Source organism: Variovorax sp. YR266 (genome assembly GCF_900107295.1).
Lineage (GTDB): Bacteria > Pseudomonadota > Gammaproteobacteria > Burkholderiales > Burkholderiaceae_C > Variovorax.
The window spans coordinates 51,943-74,342 of sequence record NZ_FNPM01000011.1; the positions used below are offsets into that span (position 1 = coordinate 51,943).

General features: G+C 68.2%; 17 protein-coding genes. 9 read left to right on the forward strand and 8 right to left on the reverse strand.

The genetic code is table 11. The features are described from left to right. Positions 1–33 precede the first annotated feature (33 nt). The 5 genes from BLW48_RS25670 to BLW48_RS25690 are packed head-to-tail and all read left to right on the forward strand — an operon-like array spanning position 34 to position 7,680. The gene (locus tag BLW48_RS25670; RefSeq protein ID WP_093178245.1) at positions 34–1,563 is read left to right on the forward strand and encodes a tryptophan halogenase family protein; all 1,530 of its coding nucleotides are present in this window, start codon (positions 34–36) and stop codon (positions 1,561–1,563) included. Then, positions 1,560–2,996, forward strand: coding sequence for a TolC family outer membrane protein (locus BLW48_RS25675; RefSeq protein WP_256330921.1), 1,437 nt, complete (start codon positions 1,560–1,562; stop codon positions 2,994–2,996). Before BLW48_RS25670 ends, BLW48_RS25675 begins: the two co-directional genes overlap by 4 nt. Further along, positions 2,993–5,113, forward strand: coding sequence for a type I secretion system permease/ATPase (locus BLW48_RS25680; protein ID WP_093178246.1), 2,121 nt, complete (start codon positions 2,993–2,995; stop codon positions 5,111–5,113). Before BLW48_RS25675 ends, BLW48_RS25680 begins: the two co-directional genes overlap by 4 nt. Next, complete coding sequence (locus tag BLW48_RS25685; protein WP_256330922.1) at positions 5,097–6,416, forward strand: HlyD family type I secretion periplasmic adaptor subunit; 1,320 nt, start codon at positions 5,097–5,099, stop codon at positions 6,414–6,416. Before BLW48_RS25680 ends, BLW48_RS25685 begins: the two co-directional genes overlap by 17 nt. Before the next feature lie 10 nt (positions 6,417–6,426). After that, on the forward strand, positions 6,427–7,680 hold the full coding sequence (locus BLW48_RS25690; protein WP_143047783.1) for a tetratricopeptide repeat protein: 1,254 nt from the start codon (positions 6,427–6,429) through the stop codon (positions 7,678–7,680). Positions 7,681–7,697: 17 nt separating this feature from the next. Here the strand turns inward: BLW48_RS25690 and BLW48_RS25695 are convergent, their stop codons facing one another. The 5 genes from BLW48_RS25695 to BLW48_RS25715 form a co-directional block, all read right to left on the reverse strand. Then, the gene (locus tag BLW48_RS25695) at positions 7,698–9,098 is read right to left on the reverse strand and encodes a coniferyl aldehyde dehydrogenase (RefSeq protein ID WP_093178251.1); all 1,401 of its coding nucleotides are present in this window, start codon (positions 9,096–9,098) and stop codon (positions 7,698–7,700) included. Positions 9,099–9,185: 87 nt separating this feature from the next. Further along, positions 9,186–10,025 (reverse strand): ammonia-dependent NAD(+) synthetase, encoded by an 840-nt coding sequence (gene nadE, locus BLW48_RS25700; protein ID WP_093178252.1) that lies wholly within the window; start codon positions 10,023–10,025, stop codon positions 9,186–9,188. 25 nt (positions 10,026–10,050) lie between these two features. Beyond that, a complete protein-coding gene (locus tag BLW48_RS25705) occupies positions 10,051–11,226 on the reverse strand; it encodes a phospholipase A (protein WP_093057216.1) in 1,176 nt (391 codons plus the stop codon). Then, on the reverse strand, positions 11,226–11,687 hold the full coding sequence (locus BLW48_RS25710; protein WP_093057217.1) for a hypothetical protein: 462 nt from the start codon (positions 11,685–11,687) through the stop codon (positions 11,226–11,228). The genes BLW48_RS25705 and BLW48_RS25710 overlap by 1 nt, the downstream gene beginning before the upstream one ends. Next, entirely contained in the window at positions 11,684–13,789 is a 2,106-nt protein-coding gene (locus tag BLW48_RS25715; RefSeq protein WP_093178254.1) for an ATP-dependent helicase, read from the reverse strand. Before BLW48_RS25715 ends, BLW48_RS25710 begins: the two co-directional genes overlap by 4 nt. A gap of 146 nt (positions 13,790–13,935) precedes the next feature. On the opposite strand from BLW48_RS25715, the gene BLW48_RS25720 reads away from it, so the two are divergent. Continuing rightward, positions 13,936–14,961: an AEC family transporter gene (locus BLW48_RS25720; RefSeq protein WP_093178383.1), complete on the forward strand. Its 1,026-nt coding sequence runs from the start codon at positions 13,936–13,938 to the stop codon at positions 14,959–14,961. Here the strand turns inward: BLW48_RS25720 and BLW48_RS25725 are convergent. Then, positions 14,950–15,627, reverse strand: coding sequence for a hypothetical protein (locus BLW48_RS25725; protein WP_093057219.1), 678 nt, complete (start codon positions 15,625–15,627; stop codon positions 14,950–14,952). The two genes, BLW48_RS25720 and BLW48_RS25725, sit on opposite strands and share 12 nt — an antisense overlap. 240 nt (positions 15,628–15,867) lie before the next feature. On the opposite strand from BLW48_RS25725, the gene BLW48_RS25730 reads away from it, so the two are divergent. After that, the gene (locus BLW48_RS25730) at positions 15,868–16,077 is read left to right on the forward strand and encodes a hypothetical protein (protein ID WP_093057220.1); all 210 of its coding nucleotides are present in this window, start codon (positions 15,868–15,870) and stop codon (positions 16,075–16,077) included. Between the two features lie 39 nt (positions 16,078–16,116). On the opposite strand, the gene priA is transcribed toward BLW48_RS25730, so the two are convergent. Next, entirely contained in the window at positions 16,117–18,192 is a 2,076-nt protein-coding gene (gene priA / locus BLW48_RS25735) for a replication restart helicase PriA (RefSeq protein WP_093178255.1), read from the reverse strand. Positions 18,193–18,669: 477 nt separating this feature from the next. Then, positions 18,670–19,779: a uroporphyrinogen decarboxylase gene (gene hemE, locus BLW48_RS25740; RefSeq protein WP_093178257.1), complete on the reverse strand. Its 1,110-nt coding sequence runs from the start codon at positions 19,777–19,779 to the stop codon at positions 18,670–18,672. Positions 19,780–19,906: 127 nt separating this feature from the next. On the opposite strand from hemE, the gene BLW48_RS25745 reads away from it, so the two are divergent. Both BLW48_RS25745 and BLW48_RS25750 read left to right on the forward strand, forming a co-directional pair. After that, positions 19,907–21,508, forward strand: coding sequence for a GMC family oxidoreductase (locus BLW48_RS25745; RefSeq protein ID WP_093178258.1), 1,602 nt, complete (start codon positions 19,907–19,909; stop codon positions 21,506–21,508). A 70-nt stretch (positions 21,509–21,578) separates the two neighbouring features. After that, complete coding sequence (locus BLW48_RS25750) at positions 21,579–22,388, forward strand: SDR family NAD(P)-dependent oxidoreductase (protein WP_177142409.1); 810 nt, start codon at positions 21,579–21,581, stop codon at positions 22,386–22,388. The last annotated feature ends 12 nt before the right edge of the window (positions 22,389–22,400 follow it).

Sequence of the window (22,400 nt, forward strand, 5' to 3'; positions counted from 1 at the left end):
CTTTTTCCCGGTCCGGCCCAGGGAAACATACACATGCTCAATCTTCGCAATGCCACCCGCGCCGTCGTCATCGGCGGCGGCACCGCAGGCTGGTTCGCGGCCCTGACCTTGCGCCGCGTGTTCGCACCACAGGTCGAGATCCGGGTGATCGAGTCGCCCGAAATAGGCATCGTCGGCGTGGGGGAGGGCGGACTGCTCAACCTCATCGACGCGCTGCGCCGCAACGGCATCGACGTCAACGAATTCGTGCGCGAAACTGGCACGGCCTTCAAGCTGGGCTTCTCCTACGAAGGCTGGCGCACCGGCGCCGAGGACGACCGCTACTACCACCTCTTCGGCCGGCCCGGCCTGCAGGAAACCGACTGGATGGAGGGCGGCTTCCGTCCGCTGTTCTCCGGCATGGTGCGCGAGGGCGTCGAGCTTCACCGCTACATCCCCGGCTTTGCCGCGATCGCGTCGAATGCATCGCAGCAGGAGGCGGCGGCGATGCTGCAGCTCGGAGCAAGGTCGGGCCTGTCGGCGTCGTTCCATTTCGACAGCCACAAGCTGGCGGACTACCTGCGCCGCGTGGCCGTCTCGCGCGGCGTGGTGCACCAGCAAGCCCACGTCGAGGAGCTGATGTGCGACGCGCAGGACATGGCGCGCGGCGTGCGCATCGATGACGGCGAAATCATCGACCTTGACCTGCTCATCGACGCCTCGGGGCTGGCACGTCTGGGCATCGGCAAGAAGCTCGGCATTCGCTGGCGCTCGTTTTCCGAGCATCTGCTGCTCGACCGCGCCGTGCCGTTTCACATGCCACATCCGCAGCAGAACCCGTCGCTGGTGACGCGCGCGATCGCGATGCCGGCCGGCTGGATGTGGCAGATCCCGTTGGTCGAGCGCGTCGGCGCCGGCTATGTCTTCAGCAGCGCCCACACCGACGAGACGCAGGTCATCGACGAGATCCATCGCTGCATCGGCCCTGATGTCGAGCCGATGCGCACTCTGCGTTTCGAGCCCGGCCACTTCGAGCAGGTGTGGGTCGGCAACGTCATGGCGATCGGGCTGGCCTCGGGTTTCGTGGAGCCGCTGGAGGCAACCTCCATCGGCCAGATGCTGGAGCAGCTGCGCAACTTCGAGCGCATCGTCACCGCCGGCGACGGCGTGGTGTCGGGCCACCTGATTGATGGCTTCAACGAAGCCAATGCGCGGTGCTGGTCGGGCATTCGCGACTTCCTGCGCATGCACTACGACTGCCCGCGGCGCGACACAGCCTTCTGGCGCGACGTGGCGGCCCTGCCATTGCCGCCCAGCTACTCCGAGCTGCGGCAGTGCTTCCAGCAGCGCACGCCGCGGCTCATCGACGTACAGAACTACGCCATCCACGGATGGCAGGGCATCTTCCACGTCATCAACTGGTTGTTCGTGGCCGCGCCGCTGGGCGTGGTGCCACCCGAAGCCGCCGCTGCCGAACTGGCGAGCCTTCCGGCCGCCAGCCGCCAGCGCGTGGCCATCTACATGAACCGGCTGCGCGAGCTTGGCGCGGCCGACAGCATTTCCAAAGAGGAGCGACCCGAGTGAAACCAGGCCCTACCGCCTTCTGCGCGGCCTCCACAGCCGCATGGCTGGCCTTCGTCAGCATGCCGGCCGCTGCGCAGATCATCTCCGGCGGATTGACGGTGGCGCGGCGGCTCGCACCGAGCGCGCTGGTCCGGGACATGGGCGTGCGGCCCGGCCCCGAGCTGCCCTCGGCGCCCGAGACCACGACGCCGCTGGAGCTGACCGATGCGGTGCGCCAGGCGGTGGCGCGCCATCCGTCCATCTCCGACGCCATCGCCGCGCTGGCTCAGCAGTCGGGCGGCGTCGACGTGGCGCGCGCCGGCTACTACCCGGCGGTGCGCGTGGGCATGGGCGGGGGCGCCAACAACGGTGCATCCGGCGCTGGCCGGGGGCGCGGCGCCGGCACACTGGCCACGGCCTCCGTATCCCAGATGCTTTACGACTTCGGCAAGGTCGACGGCGCAGTCAACCAGTCGGAGGCACAGGTGCGGCGCCAGCAGGCCGCGATCCTCAAGCAGATCGATACCGTCGCGCAGCAGGCGGCCGAGGCCGTCGTCATGACGCACCGCTACCAGTCGCTGGTCGCGATCGCGCAGGAGCAGGTCAATGCCGTCGAGAAGGTTCTGGAGACGGCACGGCTGCGCGCCGGCGCGGGCATCAGCACCAAGGCCGACCCGATCCAGGCCGAGTCGCGCGTCGACAGCGCGCGTGCCAATCTGCTGCAGGTCAAGTCACAGCTCGCGCAGTGGAGGGAGCGTCTGGGCACGCTGCTGGGCAAGTCGGTACCGCCGGCCGTGGCTCCGCTGCCGGAACGGCTGGCCAGCGAGTTGCGCATCGACCAGCTACCCGACGCCAGCCTCATGCCCGATGTGTTGACTGCAGAGGCAGAGCGGCGCGTGGCCTCGGCCCAGGTCGAAGTGGCCAGGGCCCAGCGCTACCCCACCATCAGCCTCGACGTTTCCGCCAACAAGGCCATGGGCGGAGTGAACCCCAGCACGCTGGAACGCAACGGCATGTACCACTCGGTCATGCTCAATCTTTCGAGCGTGCTCTACCAGGGCGGCGCGCTCGACGCCCAGGTGCGCGCAGCAGTCGCCGCCGAAGAGGCCGCGCGCATGCGCGTCGAAACCGCCCGCCTGAACGCGGGCGACCTGGCGCGCAATTTCCGGGAACAGGTCATCGGCGCGCGGGAGCGCCTGGGCGTGCTCGCAGATAGGCGCCGAAGCATCGGCGAGGCGCGCGACCTCTACCGCGAGCAATACAAGCTCGGCTCCCGTTCCATCCTCGACCTGCTCAATGCCGAGCAGGAGATCCACCAGGCCGCAGCTGAGCAAGAGGGCGTGCTGCACGACCTCTGGGCAAGCCGCATTGGTTACATCGGCGCCACCGGCCAGGGCCGCACGTACTACGGCCTCAACAACACCACCGTCCAAGGAATGGAACTGCTTCCATGAGTCTGCCCCCGCAGTACACGAGCTGGCTCGACGCCATGCTCTTCGTCGCCCGCCACTACGGCATTGGCGCTTCAGAAGAGAGCGTGCGCGTCTCGCTTGCATGGGAGCGCGGCGCGCCGTTCGACACGTTGCTCGACCACATGGCGCGGCAGCTTGGCCTGGCGCTGCGGCTGGACGCGTTCTCCAACGCGCAGATCGACCCGTGGCGGCTGCCGCTGGTGGTGGAGTTCGACAACGGCGAGATCGGTGTCGTGCGCGCTTCCGACGGCAAGGGCAGCCTGGGCGTGCTGCAAGGCGGCGACCACGGATTGGAGACGGCGCTGCCCATCGATGAGTTGCGCCGGCGCGCGAAGCGCGTCGCCATCCTGCGGCCCAACACCGCCGTGCCCGACGCGCGTGTGGACGACTACGTCAAGCCCTACAAGCCCAACTGGTTCTGGGCCATCGCCCTGCGCGACTGGCGCCGCTACGGCGACATCGTGCTGGCCTCGGTCTTCGCCAACGTGCTGGCGCTGGCCTCGACGATCTTCTCGATGCAGATCTACGACCGCGTGGTGCCCGCGCAGTCGGAACCCACGCTGTGGGTACTGTTCGGCGGCGTCATGCTCGCCGTGGCCTTCGAGTTCCTGCTGCGCATGTCGCGCACGCACATTTCCGACGTGATCGGCAAGCGCGCCGACCTCAAGGTGTCCGACCTCGTCTTCGGCCATGCGCTGCGGGTGCGCACCGACGCGCGCTCCAAGTCCACCGGCTCCTTCATCGCGCAGGTGCGCGAGGTCGAGCAGGTGCGGGAGCTGCTCACCTCCACCACCATCGGTGCGGTGGCCGACCTGCCGTTCTTCTTTCTCTTCCTGGTCGTGCTGTGGATGGTGGCCGGCCCGCTCGCGCTGGTGGCGCTGGCGGCGGTGCCGCTGCTGGTGATTCCGGGGCTGCTGATCCAGAAGCCGCTCGCGCGGCTGGCCAATGAAGGCATGCGCGAATCGGCGTTGCGCAACGCGCTGCTGGTCGAGGCCGTCGAGGGCATCGAGGACATCAAGCTCATGCGCGCCGAGCCGCGCTTCCAGAACCAGTGGAACCATGCCAACGACGTCGCGGCCGGCGTCAGCATGCGCCAGCGCTTTCTCACGGGCCTGCTCATGACCTGGACACAGGAGGTGCAGACCATCGTCTACGCGGTGATGCTGCTCGCGGGCTGCTTCCTCGTGATGCGGGGCGACATGACGACCGGCGCGTTGGTCGGCTCGTCGATCCTGGCCTCGCGCATGATCTCGCCGCTGGCGCAGCTGTCGGGCGTGTTCGCGCGCTGGCAGCAGGCCAAGGTGGCGCGCGCCGGGCTCGACCAGCTCATGCAGCGCCCGGTCGACCAGCCCGAGAGCGCGCGGATGGTGCACGTGCCAGCACTGCAGGGTCGCTACAACGTCACGGGCGTCGAGTTTCGCTACGGCAAGGACGACAGGAGCCCGGCATTCTCGTGCGCGCAGCTGCAGATCCAGGCCGGCGAAAAGGTCGCGCTGCTGGGCCGCATGGGCGCGGGCAAGTCCACGCTGCTTCAGCTGCTGGCGGGCCTGCAGGCACCGCAGCGCGGCAACGTGGCGCTCGATTCGCTCGACCTCGCGCTGATCGACCCGGCCGACCTGCGCCGCGACATGGGGCTGCTTACGCAGAACGCGCGGCTCTTCTACGGCACCGTCCGCGAAAACGTCACCATAGGCATGCCGCTGGCGACCGATGCGCAGGTGCTGGAGGCCATCACGATGGCGGGCGCCTTGCCCTTCGTGCAGTCGCGCGCCGAGGGGCTGGACGACCTGATCCACGAAGGCGGACTCGGACTCTCGGGCGGCCAGCGGCAGGCGCTGCTGCTCGCGCGCACGCTGATACGCCAGCCTTCCGTCTTGCTGCTGGACGAGCCGACCGCGCACTTCGACGAAGTCACCGAACGCCAGGTGATCGAGTCGGTGGGCGCCTGGCTGGGGTCGCGCACGCTGGTGGTGGCAACGCACCGCATGCCGGTGCTGCATTGGGTGGACCGCATCATCGTGATCGACAGCGGCCGCATCGTGATGGACGGGCCGAGGGACCGGATTATTGGAGAGCTTTCGCATGGCAACAACGCCTGAGACAACCCGCCCACGAGGTGCCCGCAGCGTGGCGGTGGTGGCCGGTGCCGCGGCCGGGGTTGCTGACCCGCAAGGCACAAAGGGAACACAGGTCGGGCAGGGCAAGCAGGGAGCACAGCTTCCGCGCCCGAAGACGCCTCCCGTAGTGAGCTATTCGCCAGCCGAGCCGCCGCTGCCGCGCGCCTCGCTGGTCGTGTGGATCGTCGGGACGGCGCTGGTCGCGCTGCTGGCCTGGGCGTGGTCTTTCAAGCTCGACGAGGTGTCCACCGGCACGGGCAAGGTGGTGCCCTCGTCGAAGGAGCAGATGATCCAGTCGCTCGAAGGCGGCATCCTGGTGGACCTGAAGGTGCGCGAGGGCGACATCGTCGATGCGGGGCAGGTGCTCGCGCAGCTCGACAGGACCAAGACCGAGTCGACCGTGCAGGAAAGCGCCTCGCGCGTGCGCGCCGCGCTCGCCATGTCGGCGCGCCTCGCGGCCGAGGTGGGCGGCATGCCGCTGGCGTTTCCGCCGGAGGTGCAGTCGGACGACGACCTCGTGCGCACCGAGACCGCGCTCTACCGCTCGCGCCGCGAACAGCTTGCGAGCAGCCTCGCCGGCGTGACGCAGGCGCTGGCGCTGATGCGCAGCGAACTCGCGCTGACCGAGCCGCTGGTGTCGCGCGGCGCCGCGAGCGATGTGGAGGTGCTGCGCCTCAAGCGCCAGATCAATGAGGCCGAGACCAAGGCCGCCGACATCAAGAGCCAGTACTACGTGAAGGCACGCGAAGAGCTTGCCAAGGCCAATGCCGAAATCGAGGCACAGCGCTCGGTGACGCGCGGGCGCTCCGACTCACTCACCCGGCTGACCTTCGCCTCGCCGGTGCGCGGCATCGTGAAGGACATCGCCGTGACCACCGTGGGCGGCGTGCTGCCCCCGGGCGGCAAGCTCATGGAGATCGTGCCGCTGGACGAGAAACTGCTGGTCGAGGCGCGCATCTCGCCGCGCGACGTGGCCTTCATCCACCCGGGGCAGGACGCGACGGTGAAGGTGACGGCATACGACTACGCCATCTTCGGCGGCCTGCCGGGCAAGGTGACGACCATTTCGCCCGACACCATCCAGGACGACGTGAAGCGCGACGTGTACTACTACCGCGTGTACATCCGCACCGACGCGGACCACCTGAAGAACGGGAGCGAAAAGAACTTCCCGATCGTGCCCGGGATGATTGCCACGGTGGACATCCACACCGGCAGCAAGTCGGTGCTCGACTATCTGGTCAAGCCGCTGAACAAGGCGCGCGAAGCCTTGCGCGAGCGCTGAGGAGCAGCGTGTGAAGAGAAGACAACCGGTGATTCCGGGCCGCAGGCCTGCGCTTACGCAGCAGGCGCTGAATGCGCTGGGCGAGCAATTCCGCGCCGCTTTCGCGCAGGGCGACTACGCGCAGGCGCACAAGTTCGCAATGCAGGCCTGGCAGGCCACGCACAGCCTGCAGCCGCTGGCCGACGTTGCGCTGTGCCTGATGCGGCTCGACCAGCCGCAACAGGCCTACCACCTCTACTGCCGCGTCGCCAGCGAGTTGAAGACCGCGAACACCTACGACGGACTGGCGGAAGCGGCGGGGCAGTTGGGCAAGCGGGACGAGGTGGGCGAGTTCGGCTCGGTGTCGCTGTGGCTCAAGCTGCAGGAGGCTGCAATGGAAGTAGCCGCTGCCACGGTCGATTCGCCCGCGCCACGGTGCTTCGACGAAAGAAGCCGCCATCGCAACGTCATCGCGTTCAGCCTGTTCGGCAGCAATCCGCGCTACTGCGAGATGGCGCTGCTCAATGTGCGGGCTGCGCACGAGTTCTTCCCGGCATGGGTCTGTCGCTTCTACGTCGATGCCTCGGTGCCGGAGGCAGTGTGCGAGCGACTGGCGCATGCGGGCGCGTCGGTGGTCGACGTGCGTTCGGTCGGCGGCGAAGACCTGCCGGGCACCATGTGGCGTTTTCTCGCGCTCGACGACCGCGATATCGACCGCGTGCAGTTCCGCGACGCCGACTCGCTGCTGTCCACGCGCGACCAGGCTGCCGTGCGTGCATGGTGCGCGTCGGACCGCTGGTTCCACGTCATGCGCGACTACCACTCGCACACCGAATTGATACTTGCCGGCATGTGGGGCGCGTGCCAGGGCGTCTTCTCAGACATCGCGGGCGACATGCGCGCGTACCTGAAGAGCCGGCCGTTCTCAGCGCGCTATGCCGACCAGCACTTCCTGCGGCATCGCGTCTGGAAGGTCGCCGAGCGCAGCATGCTCGCGCATGACGAATGGTTCGACCTGCCCGGCAACCAGCCCTTTCCGCCCCATGTGCCCATGACCATCGACGCGCGCTATGCCCACGTGGGCGCGAACATCGGCGCGCCCTCGATGCAGGTGCTGCATGAAGCGCCCGATGGCACGCAAGTGCGATGGACCCTGTACGACGCCGCAGGGCAGGCCGTCTGCAGCTACGACGCCGTCGTTCGCGACAACGGCTACGGCGCGAGCATTCCTGCACCCTACGCCGCGGAGATCGCGGCGGGGCGCTGGAAGGTCGTGACCCGCTGACCCTGGGCGCTGATCCTTCAGCGCACCAGCAGCTTCATCATCCGTTCGAAGGTCTTGCCGTAGGGCGGCTTGAACAGGCCCAGGCCGTTCAGCGCCGACTGGTGAAAGATCGGCTTCATCTTCGAGAAGGTCTCGAAGCCGTGCTCGCCGTGGTAAGCGCCCATGCCGCTGGCGCCTACGCCGCCGAAGGGCAGGTTGTCCTGTGCGACATGCAGCAGGGTCTCGTTGATCGACACGCCACCGGTCACCGTGTTCTCCATCACCCGCTCGATGGTCGCGCTGTTCTTCTCGAACAGGTACAGCGCGAGCGGGCGAGGGTGTGCATTGACGTACGCAATGGCTTCGTCGATGCCCTTGTAGGTCAGCACCGGCAGCAGCGGGCCGAAGATTTCCTCCTGCATCACGCGCATGCCGTCGTTCACGCCGGTCAGCAGCACGGGTGGAAAGCGGCGCGTTGCGGGGTCAGGTGTGGTGTCGGACAAGGGCAGGGCAGAGGCGCCCTGCTCCTGCGCCAGCGCCGACAGTTCCTGCAGCCGCGCGAAGTGGCGCGGGCTCACGATGCTCGTGTAGTCGGTGTTGGTGGCCAGCGCCGGGTACATCGAGGCGAACACGCGCCGGGCGCTTTCTGCAAAGCGCTGCTGCTGGCCTTCGGGCAGCAGCACGTAGTCGGGCGCGATGCAGGTCTGGCCCGCGTTGAGCGTCTTGCCGACCAGAATGCGTTCGACGGCCTTGTCGAAGTTGGCATCGGGCCCGATGATCGCGGGCGACTTGCCGCCCAGCTCCAGCGTCACCGGCGTGAGGTGCTCGCTCGCGGCGCGCATCACGTGGTGGCCGACAGCGGTCGAGCCGGTGAACAGCAAATGGTCGAAGGGCAGGCTGGAGAAGGCGCGCGCGGTTTCTGCGTCGCCGTTGACGATGGCGATCTCGTCTTCGGAAAACTGCTTTCGCACCAGCGCGGCGAACAGCTCGGCGAAGCGCGGCGTGAACTCCGACTGCTTCACCATCAGGCGGTTGCCCGCCGCCAGCGCCGCGGTCATCGGCCCCACCGCCAGGTACAGCGGGTAGTTCCACGGCACCACGATGCCCACCACGCCCAGCGGCTGCGGCATGATCCGCGACGACGCGGGCTTGAACCACAGGCCCGTGGAGCGGCGGCGCACGCGCATCCATGCCTTGCCGTGCGCGAGCGCGTGCTGCAGGCCCTCGATGCTGGGGAACACTTCTGCAAGCTCGGTTTCCTGCGCAGCCCGGTGATGGAAGTCGGCGCTGATGGCGGCGGCGATTTCCTGGCGGTTGTCTTTCACCAGCGCACGCAGGCGCTTCAAGCGGTCGGCGCGCTCGTTCCACGGCGGCGTCTGTGCGCGCAGGCTCGCGGCACGCATCGTGTCGAAGGTCTGTCGCATGTCGTTGTGTGTCATGGTTTTTTGCGAAGGCCTAAGCCCGCTTGTTGATACACCGGCCAGCGATCCTGCACCTTGCCGCCGCGCACTCCACGGCCGCCGCCGTCAGAAGGGCTCGACGGGCAGCGCGCGCTTGTGGGCGCTCTTGCGATGCGTCGCAAGAATGATCTGTCGGGCCGTGGCCGACACCGGCTTGCCTTCGAGGAAGTCGTCGATCTGCTCGTAGGTGACGCCGAAGGCATCTTCGTCGGGCTTGCCCGGCACCAGCGATTCGAGGTCGGCGGTGGGTACCTTGTAGACCAGCGCGTCGGGCGCGCCCAGCCGCTGTGCCACCGCGCGCACCCGGCGCTTGTTGAGGCCGGTGAGCGGCGTGATGTCGGCCGCGCCGTCGCCGAACTTGGTGAAGAAGCCCATCAGCGCCTCGGCCGCATGGTCGGTGCCGATGACGATGCCGTCGTGCGCGCCGGCCACCGCGAACTGCGCAATCATGCGCTGGCGCGCCTTGATGTTGCCGAGCACGAAGTCTTCGTGCGCCGCGTCGCGGAACGTCAGGTCGCCGGCCTTCAGCGCGGCGAGCATGCCGTCGGCGGCGGGGCGGATGTCGACGGTGATGGTGCGGTCGGGCTTCATCACCGCGAGCGAAGCCTGCGCTTCGGCTTCGTCCTTCTGCACGCCGTAGGGCAGGCGCATTGCGATGAAGGTGGCGTCGTAGCCCGTGGCGCGCAGCCGCTCGACGGCGCGCTGCGCGAGGCAGCCGGCGGTCAGCGAATCGACGCCGCCGCTGATGCCCAGCACCAGCGTCTTCAGGCCGGTGCGCTTCAGGTAGCTGGCGAGAAAGTCGGTGCGGCGCTCCAGCTCGTGGGCGGCATCGAAGACGGGCGCGACATGCAGCGCCGCGATGATCTCGCGCTGCGTGTCGTCGACGGGAGTGAGGTCTGCGCTCATTGTGGGATACGACGTGTGAAGTGAATCAGAAATCGACGAGGCTGAGACCAATGCTCAGCACCGTGCGCTTGCGGTTGTAGTCCACCAGCGTGTCGCCATAGCCCGAGAACAGCTGCGTGTGGAAGCGCAGGTTGCTCTTGGTCGGGTCGCCGATGGCCTTGAGCCATTCGAGGCGCACCGAGCCGCGGCCGCTGTCGCGCAGGTTGTTGCGCACGGTCACTGCGAGCTGGTTGTCGCGATTGAGGTTCCAGCGGCCGGTGATTTCGGCGCGGCCGTAGTAGTCGGCGATGTCGGGGTTGTCGTCCTTGGCGGCATTCTCGGAAATGCGCTTCCAGATGCGGCCGGTGATGGTGAAGCGGTCGTCGAGCTCGGCGCCGCCCATCAGGTACACGCGGTTCCAGCTGCGCGACAGCGGCAGGGTCTGGCCGTTCGACTGGTGCACGATGCCCAGGCCCGAATAGCGCCAGCGCCAGCCGCCCGGCAGCTTGAAGTCGGTCGGGTAGACATACATCAGCTCGGGTTCGTGGTCGGTGGTGCGGAAGGGCCGCGAGATGGCGCCGTTGAACAGCTGCCAGGTCGACTGCTGGCTGTAGGCGAACCACAGCGAGTCTTTCTTGGTCGGGTCGTCCTGCGTGAGCATGCCTTGCGCGAGCTTGGTGCGCACCGACAGGCCGATGCGCATCTCGTTGGCCTGGTAGGCCACCGGGTCGGCGGTGTGGCCGGCCGAGGGCGAGGTCGGCGTCTCGGGCTTCTTGGTGGCGGCCGAGACCGACACGTTGAGCGGGCGGTAGCCACGGAAGCCGAAGGTGCCGCAGTCGGTGGCGTTCTCCAATTCCCAGAAGCGCGAGAGCGCCGAGTACTGGCGGTCGCGGCAGCCTTCGGTGGTGGCGACCGAGACGATGCGTGTGGCCGGGATCGATGAGTCCACCGGCGGCTGCGTGGTCGCCAGCACGGGCGGCGCCACGGGCACCGACACCGAAGGCAGCGTCTGCTGCTGCGCCCAGCGGTCGAAGCAGGCCAGGCGCGCTTCGTTGTTGGCGCCGAGCGCGGCGCACTGCTGCCAGGTGAGCTGGGAGTCGGCCAGCGGGCTCGCTGGCTTGTCCACGGCCTGTGCGTGCACCGCGGCGCCGCCGCCGAGGCAGGCGGCCACGGCCGCGAGCGCGCGGAGGTTGAAACGGGGTTGTCGTCGTGTCGTCGTCATCATTGCTTTCCTTCCTGGGCAACCGTCTTGCTGAGCACGAAGGGATGCGTGCTTTCGTCCGCGGCGTTGCGCCACGTGCCCCTGAATTCGCGCCCGCAGGAGCCGGCCTGCAGCTTGCCCGACCACACGCCGCTGATGGCGCGGCCGTCCTGCGATTCGTCGATGGAGAGCGCGCCTTCGTCGTCCACATCGCCCGCGAGCTGCGCGACCGTGGCCTTCGCCGGATTGGCGCCGTTGCGCGTGATGGTGCCGCGCACGCCGTCGTAGTCGGGGTGCTTGCCGAGCTGCACGGCGGCCACGGCCGGCAGGTTGTCGAAGCGAGCTTCCCAGCGGCCGTAGAGCGATTGCACCGGCAGGTCGCGCGCGTCGGCGGGGCAGTCGGCGCTGCCCCGGGTGGAGGCGCAGCCCGACAGTGCGAGGAGGGCGCCGGCCAGCAGCGCGGCAGTGGCGGTCGTTCTCATGGCGCCGCTGCGGCTGCCGCCGCCTTTGCCGCGCTGTCCTGCGCCTTGCGCGCGAACTCGGCGCGCAGAGCCTTGAGTTTTTCGCGCGGGTCTTCCTTGATGGTTTCCTTGTCGAGGCCCATCTCGGCGATGAAGCGGCTGGGTATGCAGGGCACCATTTCGCGGCCCTGCTTGCGCTTCTTGGTCCAGCTCACGGCCAGGCTGCGTTGCGCGCGCGTGATGCCCACGTACATCAGGCGGCGCTCTTCCTGCAGCCGCTGCAGCGTGTCTTCGCTCACCTTCTGCTGGCGGCCGTTGTCGTCGTCGAGCTTGAAGGGCAGCAGGCCCTCGCTCACGCCGATCAGCATCACGTGCGGCCATTCGAGGCCCTTGGAGGCGTGCAGCGTCGAGAGCGTGACCACGTCCTGGTCTTGCTCGCGCTCGCTGATGGTCGACAGCAGCGAGATGGTCTGCGCCACCTCGAGCAGGCTCTTGCGTTCGGTCTCGATGTTGTCGTTGGCGCCCGAGGCGTCGTCCAGCGTGCCGCCGGCGCGCTGCGACATCCAGTCGACAAATTCGAGCACGTTGGTCCAGCGCGAGGCCGCGGCGGCTTCGCTGTCCTCGCCGTCGTAGAGGTGCTTCTCGTAGTCGATCTCCTTCAGCCAGTCGAGCATGAAGGTGCGCGAATCTTCCGCGCCCATGGTGCGGCGCGCGCGGTATTCCAGGTCGTTGATGTAGCGGCCGAACTCGTGGATGCCCTCGAGCGTGCGCTTGGGCATCACGCTGGGCAGCGAGGGGCTGAACAGCGCCTCGAACAGGCTCAGCTTGTACTGGCTTGCGAAGGTGCCCAGGCTCGCGAGCGTGGAGTGGCCGATGCCGCGCTTGGGCGTGGTGATGGCGCGCAGGAACGCCGGGTCGTCGTCGTTGTTGACCCACAGGCGGAACCAGCCGCACAGGTCCTTGATTTCGGCGCGGTCGAAGAAGCTCTGGCCGCCCGAGACCTTGTACGGAATCTGCGCCTTGCGCAGCGCCTGCTCGAACACGCGTGCCTGGTGGTTGGCGCGGTACAGGATGGCGAAGTCGCGGAACTCCTTGTGTTGCTTGCCCTGCGTGATGGCGTCGCCCGCGCGAATGCTCACGATGCGCGCCACCGCGCGCTCGGCCTCGTGCACTTCGCTGTCGGCATCGACGATGCGCACCGGCTCGCCTTCGCCGAGCTCGGAGAACAGCGTCTTCGGAAACAGCTTGGGGTTGGGCCCGATCACGTTGTTGGCCGCGCGCAGGATGGCGCTGGTGGAGCGGTAGTTCTGCTCCAGCTTGATGACCTTGAGCTTGGGGTAGTCGACCGGCAGCTTGCGCAGGTTGTCGAGCGTGGCGCCGCGCCAGCCGTAGATGGACTGGTCGTCGTCGCCCACCGCGGTGAAGTGGCCACGCTCGCCGGCCAGGGCCTTGAGCACTTCGTACTGGGTGGCGTTGGTGTCTTGATACTCGTCCACCAGGATGTGGCCGAGCGCGGCCTGCCACTTGGCGCGCACCTCGGGAAATTCGTAGAGCAGCTTCAGCGGCATGCCGATCAGGTCGTCGAAGTCCACGCTCTGGTAGGCCGCAAGGCGCTCTTCGTAGCGGCCCATGATCTTCGCGGTGATGCGCTCGTTGTCGTCCGCGGCCTGGGCCTCGGCCTGCGCGGCGTTCAGGCCCATGTTCTTCCACTTGCTGATGGTCCACTGCCAGATGCGGGCGGTGGCCGCGTCGGTGGTGCCGCCGGCGTCTTTCAGGATCTTGGTGACGTCGTCGCTGTCGAGAATGCTGAAGGCCTTCTTCAGGCCGAGCACGGCGCCGTCCTCGCGCATCATGCGCACGCCCAGCGCGTGGAAGGTGCAGACAACGACCTTGCGTGCGTCCTTGCCGATCAGGTCTTTTGCGCGCTCGCGCATTTCTGCGGCTGCCTTGTTGGTGAAGGTGATGGCCGCGATGCGCTGGGGCGCGATGCCCGACTGGATGAGGCGGCCGATCTTGTGAGTGATCACCCGCGTCTTGCCCGAGCCCGCACCGGCAAGCACCAGGCAGGGACCGTACATGTAGTTGACAGCTTCGAGCTGCGCGGGATTGAGACCGTGAGACATTGGAGAAAAAGAGAACCGGAAAAAGGCCGTGGAGAACGCCGTGGGGAACGGCAGGCGCAAAGCGGGCAATGATACGGGGCCGGCCCCCGCGGGGTTGTAGGCCAGACACGCCGATGCAGCTGCTGGTGGGCAACGACAATGGTCCGGTGCTGCCTGTATTCCTTGTTACCTTCCCTTTCTTCGCGTTAATCGCGGCCGGCTATGGCGCGGCCCGCGCCCGCATCCTGCCGCTGGACGCGATTCCCGGCCTCAACACCTTCGTGCTGTATTTCGCGCTGCCGTGCATGCTGTTGCGCTTCGGCGCGGGCACGCCCATCGGCCAGTTGCTGGACGGCAGCGTTGCACTGGTCTGGGGCATCAGCGCGCTGGCCGTGGTGGCGGGCGTGGTGACGTTCACGCGCAATGCGCGCATCGGCTGGAACGACGCGGCCTTCGGCGCACTGGTGGCGGCGTTTCCGAACACCGGCTTCATGGGCGTGCCGCTGCTGGTGGCCATTCTTGGGGCTCAGGCAGCGGGGCCGATGATCATCACGATCGCGTTCGACCTCGTGGTGACTTCGTCGCTGTGCATTGCGCTGTCGCGCCTCGACGGTGCAGGCGGCGCGGGGCGGCATGGTGCCACGCAGGCCGCGCGCAAGGCGCTGCGCGGGATTCTGGTCAACCCGATGCCGTGGTCGATCCTGCTGGGCGTGCTGCTGTCGGCTGCGCGCTGGCCGCTGCCCGGGCCCATCGAGCGCACCATCGCCATGCTGGCCGATGCGGCCTCGCCGGTGGCGCTCTTCACCATCGGGGCGGTGCTGGCCCGTTCGGCGCTGCTGGCGCGCGAGCATGGCGCCAGCGCGGCGGTGGCCGAGGCCATGGGCACCACGGCGCGCAGCCCTGCGACCAAGGCACCGTGGAGCGACGTGCTGCCGGTGGTGGCGGTGAAGCTGCTCGCGCATCCGCTGCTGGTGTGGGGCCTGGGGCTGGGTGCCATCGCGCTCGGGCTGCCGCTGTCGCACGAGGCGCTGGTGGTGATCGTGCTGGTCGCGGCGCTGCCGAGCGCGAGCAACGTGTCGATGTTGGCCGAGCGTTTCGGTGCGGACAACGGACGCATCGCGCGCATCATCCTGTGGACGACGGCGATCGCCTTCTTCAGCTTTCCGCTCGCGGTGAGCGTGCTACGGGGTTAGGACGCCGAGCTTGTACGGATCGGCATCGGCAAGGCGCTCGCACTTCGAGAAGTCGCGGCCCTGCGTGCCGTCGCAGTAGTAGGTGTTGTAGATGCGGCCGAAGAGCGTCGGGCTCGCGGTGAAGAGCACGCCGTGGTCGGGCTGCCAGTTGTCCTTGACGACGGGCGGGGCGCTGGCTTCCACCGGCTTGGCTGCCGAGGTGGTGGTGGGCGTGAAGTCGGCCAGCGTCTTGTGGGCCTCCTCGCCGCGCCAGCGTATTGCCAGCTCGGCGGCCGTGGGGCGCGACGCGACCGGCAGCAGGATGCCGTTGACCTGCAGGCCGTAGCCGAAGCGGTGGGTCTTGCCGGCCAGGAAGGCATAGGCGCAGGCGGCCATGCACTGGCCTCGTATTTCGGTCTGCACGCCGCTCGCGCGGATGGCGTCGGCATACGCACCCGCTGCTTCGGCGGTGCCGCCGAATGAGTCTTCGAAGACCACGGTATGGACTGTTCCGCTGCCCAGCTGGTCGGTGAATTCCTTGATCGCGGTGCCGTCGAGCATGCCCGACACCACCAGGCGGCTGCCCTGCAGATCGAGCTCGGCCGCCGAGGCGGCGGGTGCGGCAAAAACGCAGGCGAGGCACGACGCGAGCGAGAGAACCCAACCTGAGAAAGACGGCGGTTTCACGGCGACCTACCCTTTGCCTTCGATGAGCGAGCCAGTTTGGAACGCGAAACCCGCGAGGAGTTCGCGCGCTGTTACAGCTTGAACAGCGACGAGGCATGTCGTCAACTCTTTTTTCACAAATTTTCGGGTAGGCCGAGGCAGGCCGTAAGACATAGATATCGCTATGACTTCAGATGAATGCTTGAGTTTGCAGATGCGCTGCTACAGTGCTTGCAAGTCAAAGGTGTGAAGGGGCGCGCAATGGCAATTCTTTTTCGCATCCTGCTGTGGTTGGTATGTCTCGCCGGCGTCGGCTGGTTCTGGCATGCCGGCAAGTTCGGTACCGCCACCGGGCTCGCGCTCGCCGCGCTGAGCCTCGTGGTGTTCGCCTGGCCCGTGAGCATCGCGCGGCGCAGGCACAACGAGCTGCGTTATGTGGACATGGGCAAGGAGCCCACTGGCTACCACTGAAACCGCGGTCTCAGGTTGACCAGTCGCCGATCCATCGGCTCAGATGCTGTGCGGATCGACGTCGACGAGCCAGCGGATCACGCCTTTGCCCTCCGGCGTGCGCCGCAGCTCGTGCAATAGCGGCTGCCAACTCGCAAGCAGCCGCTGCAGCGCGGCGCGCGAGGGGCTTTCGATCAGCATCTGTGCGCGCTCCACATTGGCTACGCGCTGGATCGCCAGCGGCACCGCCGGGTAGCGCGTGACGAGGTCGGAGCCCGGTATCGCCTCGGCCTGATCGGCTGCGATGTTCAGGAAGCCCTGCGCCACCGACTGCTCTCGCGCGTCGGCCCGCAGCAGCGCCTGGAACGCGAAGGGCGGCATGCCGGCCGCGCGGCGCTCGTCGAGCTGCTGCTGCGCGAAGCTGGCGTAGTCGTGCTTGCGCAGCGCCATGAACAGCGGGTGCTGCGCATGGTGCGTCTGGATCCACATTTCGGCCTTTGCGCCCTGCGCCGCGAGATACGCGGCATCGCGGCCCGCGCGGCCGGCCGACTGCATCAGCAGGCTGAACAGCCGCTCGGGCGCGCGGAAGTCACTGGAGAACAGCGCGCCGTCGGGGTTCACCGCCGCCACCAGCGTGATGCGGCGAAAGTCGTGGCCCTTGGCGATCATCTGCGTGCCGACCAGCACGTCGACCTCGCCCGCGTGCACGGCCGCGAGCTGCGATTCGAGCGCGCCCTGCTTCTTGGTGCTGTCGGCGTCGATGCGTGCGATGCGCACCGCGCTGCCGTCGGGGTGCTTCACGGCCGAGAACAGCTCGGCCAGGTGCTCTTCGAGCCGCTCGGTGCCGCGGCCCACGGGCGCGATGTCGGGGTTGCCGCAGGCCGGGCAGGCGCGCGGCACGCGCTCGGTAAAGCCGCAGTGGTGGCAGCGCAGCGTGCGGTCGATCTTGTGGAACACGCGATACGCGCTGCAGTGCGGGCATTCGCTCTTCCAGCCGCAATCGCCGCAGGCCAGTACCGGTGCATAGCCGCGCCGGTTCAAGAAGATCATGCTCTGCTCGCCGCGCGCGATGCGCTGGCCGATGGCGTCGAGCAGCGCGCCCGAAATCACCGTCTTCGGCGGCTGCAGGTTCATGTCGACCAGCCGCACGGCCGGCAGTTCGCCCGCGCCGATGCGCGATGGCATGGCCAGCCGCACATAGCGCCCGCCCGGGTCTTCGCCGTCGGCGGGCCGGCTCTGGTGCCAGCTTTCGAGCGAGGGCGTGGCCGATCCCAGGATCACCTTGGCCTTTTCGCGCTGGCCGCGCCACACGGCGAGGTCGCGGGCGGAATAGCGCGCGCCTTCCTGCTGCTTGTAGCTCGGGTCATGCTCTTCGTCGACCACGATGAGCTTGAGCCCCGGGACCGACGCGAACACCGCCATGCGCGTGCCCAGCACGATGCGCGCCGCGCCGCTGTGCGCCGCCAGCCAGCTCGCCAGCCGCTGCGGGTTGGTCATGCCGCTGTGCAGCGACACCACCGCTTCTTCGCCGAAGCGGGCCTTGAAGCGGGCTTCGAGCTGCGGCGTGAGGTTGATCTCGGGCACCATCACCAGCGCCTGCGCCTCGGGGTCGCGCGCCAGCAGGTCGGCCACGCAGCGCAGGTAGACCTCGGTCTTGCCGCTGCCGGTGCTGCCGACCAGCAAAAAAGTACCTGCTTCGGCCTCGATGCGCGCCAGGGCGGCCGTCTGCTCCGCGCTCAGCGCGATCAGGTTCGCCGACTCGGCTGTTTCGGCCACTGGCCCGGCCGTCGTCTTGCGCTTGAGCCGGCGCGCCAGCTGCGTCGTCGAAAGGTCGCGCAGCTGCGGCGGCAGGGCGGCCAGCGCGATCTCGCCGATCGAGCGCTGGTAGTAGCGCGCTGCAAAGGCCACGAGGTCGCGCCACGCCTCGCCCAGCGGGGCCAGCGCGTCGAGCGCCGCGCCCACAGGCTTCAGCGCCATGTCGGGCTCGGCACCCACCAGCGAAACCGGCTCGTTCCAGACCACGCCCAGCACTTCGCGCTTGCCCAGCGGTACGCGCACCAGCGTGCCGGGCGGCATCGGCTCGGCGCTGGCGTAGCTCAGCAGGTCGCCGAGCGCGGCATGCGCGGGCGTCTGCACCGCGATGTCGAGTCGCCACGGCAGTGCTGGCGGCGCACCGTTCGTCGGCTGGGAAGCGCTGTCTGAGGGGAGGCCGGCTGTGGAGATGAGCGGTCCTTCTTGGAAAGGTTTGTTAAGGAGACTTTGAGCAAGAGCGCTTAAGTCGTTGATTTTTCAGAGCTTTGGAGGCCGTCCAGAGTTTCTGTGGATAACTTTGTTGACAAGCCGGCTCGATTCGCTGCGGGGCCTTGAAAATCAAGGCTCTGGCTGGAATGCCCGGAAAAAAAGCAAAGTTCAAATCCTATATAAATCAATAACTTAGCGTCGCTATCTCTTTAGGAGCAAAGAGGGAGGTCCCCCGGAAAATCTTGCGCAGTGCAACACGGGTTTTGTGCATAAGTCAGACCGATATGCCGTTTTTGCGCTTGACAAACGGCTTCGTACCAACTTTACGGGGCGCCTCGGTGCCCCGCCGGCCCGTTCCCGAAGACTGCAGTGTTAACCGCGCAGCGCGCGCGACTGGGCGTGCACCGCCTGCACCAGCGCCGCCACGTGGTCCGGCGGCGTGAACTGGCTGATGCCATGGCCCAGGTTGAAGATGTGCGTTGGGCCCTGGGTGCTGCGGTCGGCGTGGGGCTTGCCGAAGGCCTGCAGCACTTTCGCCACCTCGGCCTCGATCTGCGCGGGCGGCGCGAACAGCACGTTGGGGTCGATGTTGCCCTGCAGGGCCTTGGCCTTGCCGTCCGAGCCTTCGGCGATCTGCTTTCGCGCCGAGGCCAGGTTCACGGTCCAGTCGACGCCCAGCACTTCGCAGTCGAGTTCGCGCATGGCGTCGAGCCACAGGCCACCGCCCTTGGTGAACACGATGCGCGGCACGGGCTGGCCGTCGGCGCCGGTGCGTTTGAGGCCGGCCAGCACGCGGGCCGTGTAGGCGAGGCTGAATTCCTGGAACGCGCCGTCGGCCAGCACGCCGCCCCAGCTGTCGAACACCATCACGGCCTGCGCGCCGGCGTCGATCTGGGCATTGAGGTACGCGGCCACCGAGTCGGCATTCACGGCCAGCAGGCGATGCATGAGATCGGGGCGGCTGTAGAGCATGCTCTTCACGAGGCGGTAGTCGCTGGAGCCCGCGCCTTCCACCATGTAGCAGGCCAGCGTCCACGGGCTGCCCGAGAAGCCGATCAGCGGCACGCGGCCGTCCAGCGCCTTGCGGATCGAGGCCACGGCATCGAACACGTAGCGCAGCTTGTCCATGTCGGGCACCTCGAGCGCGGCCACGGCCGCTTCGTCGCGCACCGGGCGCGCGAAGCGCGGACCCTCGCCGGCCTCGAACGACAGGCCCAGGCCCATGGCGTCGGGCACCGTCAGGATGTCGGAAAACAGGATGGCCGCGTCGAGCGGATAGCGCTCCAGCGGCTGCAGCGTGACCTCGGTGGCGTAGTCGGTGTTGGTGGCCAGCCCCATGAAGCTGCCCGCCTTGGCGCGGGTAGCAACGTACTCCGGCAGATAGCGGCCAGCCTGGCGCATGAGCCAGACGGGCGTGTGGTCGGTGGCCTGGCGCCAGCAGGCTCGCAGGAAAGTGTCGTTTTGCAATGGGGCGAAAGGCATTTCCCGATTGTCGCAGGGCACCCCGGCATTGACCGACAGCGCATTTTGAGTTGCACCAACCCGCCTCGGTGATCCATGGCGCGCCGCAGCGCCGAGCATCCGGGCGGAACAACAACTCCGGACGAACATGGCGCAACAGGTTTTCGATTTCGTGGTGGTGGGGGCCGGCTCGGCGGGCTGCGTGCTCGCGCACCGGCTGGCGCTGGCGGGGCGCAGCGTGCTGCTGCTGGAGGCCGGCCCGCCCGACAACGACCGCTTCATCCACATGCCCGCCACCTTCGTGCGCGTGATCGGCACCGAGCGCACCTGGGCCTACGAGAGCGAGCCGCAACCCGCGGCGGGCGGCCGCAGGATGTTCGTGCCGCAGGGCCGCACGCTGGGCGGCGGCAGCTCGGTCAACGCCATGGTCTACATCCGGGGCACGCCGGCCGACTACGACGGCTGGCAGGCACAGGGCTGCGAAGGCTGGAGCTGGAGCGACGTGCTGCCGTGGTTCCGCAAGGCCGAGTCGAACGCGCGCTTCGCCTGCGAGCTGCACGGCACCAGCGGGCCGCTGAAGGTGAGCGACACGCGCTTCCGGCACCCGCTGAGCCTGGCTTTCCTGCGCGCGGCGCAGCAAAGCGGCCTAGCCTACAACGACGACTTCAATGGCGCCGACCAGGCCGGCGTGGGCTTCTACCAGACGACCACCTTCGAAGGCCGGCGCGCGAGCACCGCGGCCACCTACCTCGCGGCCGTGCGCGGCAACCCGAAGCTCACGGTGGTCACCGGCGCCCATGTGATGCGTGTGCTGACGCAGGACGGCGCGGCCACGGGCGTGGTCTACCGCACCGGCCAGGGCGGCACCGGCGAGGACATCGTGGCCACGGCAAGCCAGGAAGTGATCCTCTCGGCCGGCGCGCTGGCATCGCCCAAGCTGCTGATGCTGTCGGGCATCGGCCCCGGCGCGCAGCTGCAGGCGCTTGGCATTCCCGTCGCGCGTGACCTGCCCGGCGTGGGCGAGAACTTCCAGGACCACCTGGAGGTGTCGGTCTACGGCCGCACGCGCGAGCCGATCAGCCTGCTGGGCAACGACCGCGGCCTGGCCGCGCTGAAGCACGGCCTGCAATGGACGCTCTTCAACACCGGCCTTCTCACCTCCAACGTGGTCGAGAGCGGCGGCTTTGTCGACACCACCGGCGAAGGTCGGCCCGACCTGCAGTTCCACGTGCTGCCGGTGCTGGTGGGCGACGTCGACCGCGAGCCGCTGGCCGGCCACGGCATCTCGATCAACCCCTGTTTCCTGCGGCCCCGATCGCGCGGCAGCGTGCGGCTGCGCAGCGCCGATCCGATGGCACCGATCCTGTTCGACGGCGGCTACCTGCAGGCGCCGGAAGACGTCGCCACGCTGGTGCGCGGCGTGAAGCTGGCACGCCGCATCCTGCGCGCGCCGGCGCTGCGCGAGCTGGTGTCGGAGGAACTCGCGCCGTCCGCCGCTGAGGACCTGACCGACGATGCCATCGAGGCCTACGTGCGCCAGCGCGCCAAGACCGTCTACCACCCGAGCGGCACCTGCCGCATGGGCCGCGATGAATTGGCCGTGGTCGATGCGCGCATGCGCGTGCACGGCGTGGCGAGGCTGCGCGTGTGCGACGCCTCGGTAATGCCATCGCTGGTCAGCGGCAACACCAACGCGCCCACGGTGATGCTGGCTGAGCGCTGCGCCGACTTCGCGCTGTCGGGCAACTAACTCTGCGCGTTCGGTCAATCGCCGATGCGCGCCGAAACCTAGAGTCGATCCCGACAAGGAGACAGAGCAAATGAGTTCCACGAGAGATTCCATGGCCGGCAAGGTCGCGTTCATCACGGGCGGCGGCACCGGCATCGGTGCGGCGGTCGCTGCGCAGTTCGCCGCGGCGGGCGGCCGTGTCGTGCTGATGGGGCGGCGCCTTGCGCAGCTCGAGGCCGTCGCTTCGAAGCTCGACGGCCTCGCGGTGGCAGGCGACGCCGCCAGCACAGAAGACGTGCGCCGGGCACTGACCCAGGCACGCGAGAAGCTCGGCCGTGTCGACGTGCTCGTCGCCAACGCGGGCGGCCACGGCGTGGGAGATGCGCTGTCCACCGACGACGCCTCGTGGGCGCTCTCGACGCGCCTGAACCTCGACACCGCCTTCGTCTGCGCACGCGAACTGCTGCCGGAGCTGATCGAGCGGCGCGGCAACATCGTCGTGCTGTCTTCCCTCGCAGGCCACTTCGCAGGGCCGGGCGTGGTCGGCTACGTGACGATGAAGCATGCGCTCATCGGCCTGGTGCGTTCGCTGGCGCGTGACTACGGCAGGCAGGGCGTGCGCGTGAACGCGGTGTGCCCGGGCTGGGTGCGCACCGAGATGGCCGACGAACAGATGCAGGTGCTCGTCGACAAGTACCGCCTGGCCGGCACCGATGCGGCCTACGACCTCGTCACGCGCGACGTGCCCATGGGCCGCGCCGCCAGCCCCGGGGACGTGGCGAATGCCGTGATGTTCCTCGCCTCGCCGCTGGCCGCGATGGTCACCGGCAGCTCGCTGATGGTCGATGGCGGCGCCTGCGCCGTGGACCTTCCCACCATCGCCTTCGCGCACGACGCCTGAGCAAGGAACAAC

Excerpts from the sequence above, each read along its gene's own strand:
- BLW48_RS25670 (WP_093178245.1), top strand. The coding sequence starts at position 34 with ATGCTCAATCTTCGCAATGCCACCCGCGCCGTCGTCATCGGCGGCGGC.
- BLW48_RS25680 (WP_093178246.1), top strand. The coding sequence starts at position 2,993 with ATGAGTCTGCCCCCGCAGTACACGAGCTGGCTCGACGCCATGCTCTTC.
- BLW48_RS25685 (WP_256330922.1), top strand. The coding sequence starts at position 5,097 with ATGGCAACAACGCCTGAGACAACCCGCCCACGAGGTGCCCGCAGCGTG.
- BLW48_RS25695 (WP_093178251.1), bottom strand. The coding sequence starts at position 9,098 with ATGACACACAACGACATGCGACAGACCTTCGACACGATGCGTGCCGCG.
- nadE (WP_093178252.1), bottom strand. The coding sequence starts at position 10,025 with ATGAGCGCAGACCTCACTCCCGTCGACGACACGCAGCGCGAGATCATC.
- BLW48_RS25705 (WP_093057216.1), bottom strand. The coding sequence starts at position 11,226 with ATGACGACGACACGACGACAACCCCGTTTCAACCTCCGCGCGCTCGCG.
- BLW48_RS25710 (WP_093057217.1), bottom strand. The coding sequence starts at position 11,687 with ATGAGAACGACCGCCACTGCCGCGCTGCTGGCCGGCGCCCTCCTCGCA.
- BLW48_RS25715 (WP_093178254.1), bottom strand. The coding sequence starts at position 13,789 with ATGTCTCACGGTCTCAATCCCGCGCAGCTCGAAGCTGTCAACTACATG.
- BLW48_RS25730 (WP_093057220.1), top strand. The coding sequence starts at position 15,868 with ATGGCAATTCTTTTTCGCATCCTGCTGTGGTTGGTATGTCTCGCCGGC.
- hemE (WP_093178257.1), bottom strand. The coding sequence starts at position 19,779 with ATGCCTTTCGCCCCATTGCAAAACGACACTTTCCTGCGAGCCTGCTGG.
- BLW48_RS25745 (WP_093178258.1), top strand. The coding sequence starts at position 19,907 with ATGGCGCAACAGGTTTTCGATTTCGTGGTGGTGGGGGCCGGCTCGGCG.
- BLW48_RS25750 (WP_177142409.1), top strand. The coding sequence starts at position 21,579 with ATGAGTTCCACGAGAGATTCCATGGCCGGCAAGGTCGCGTTCATCACG.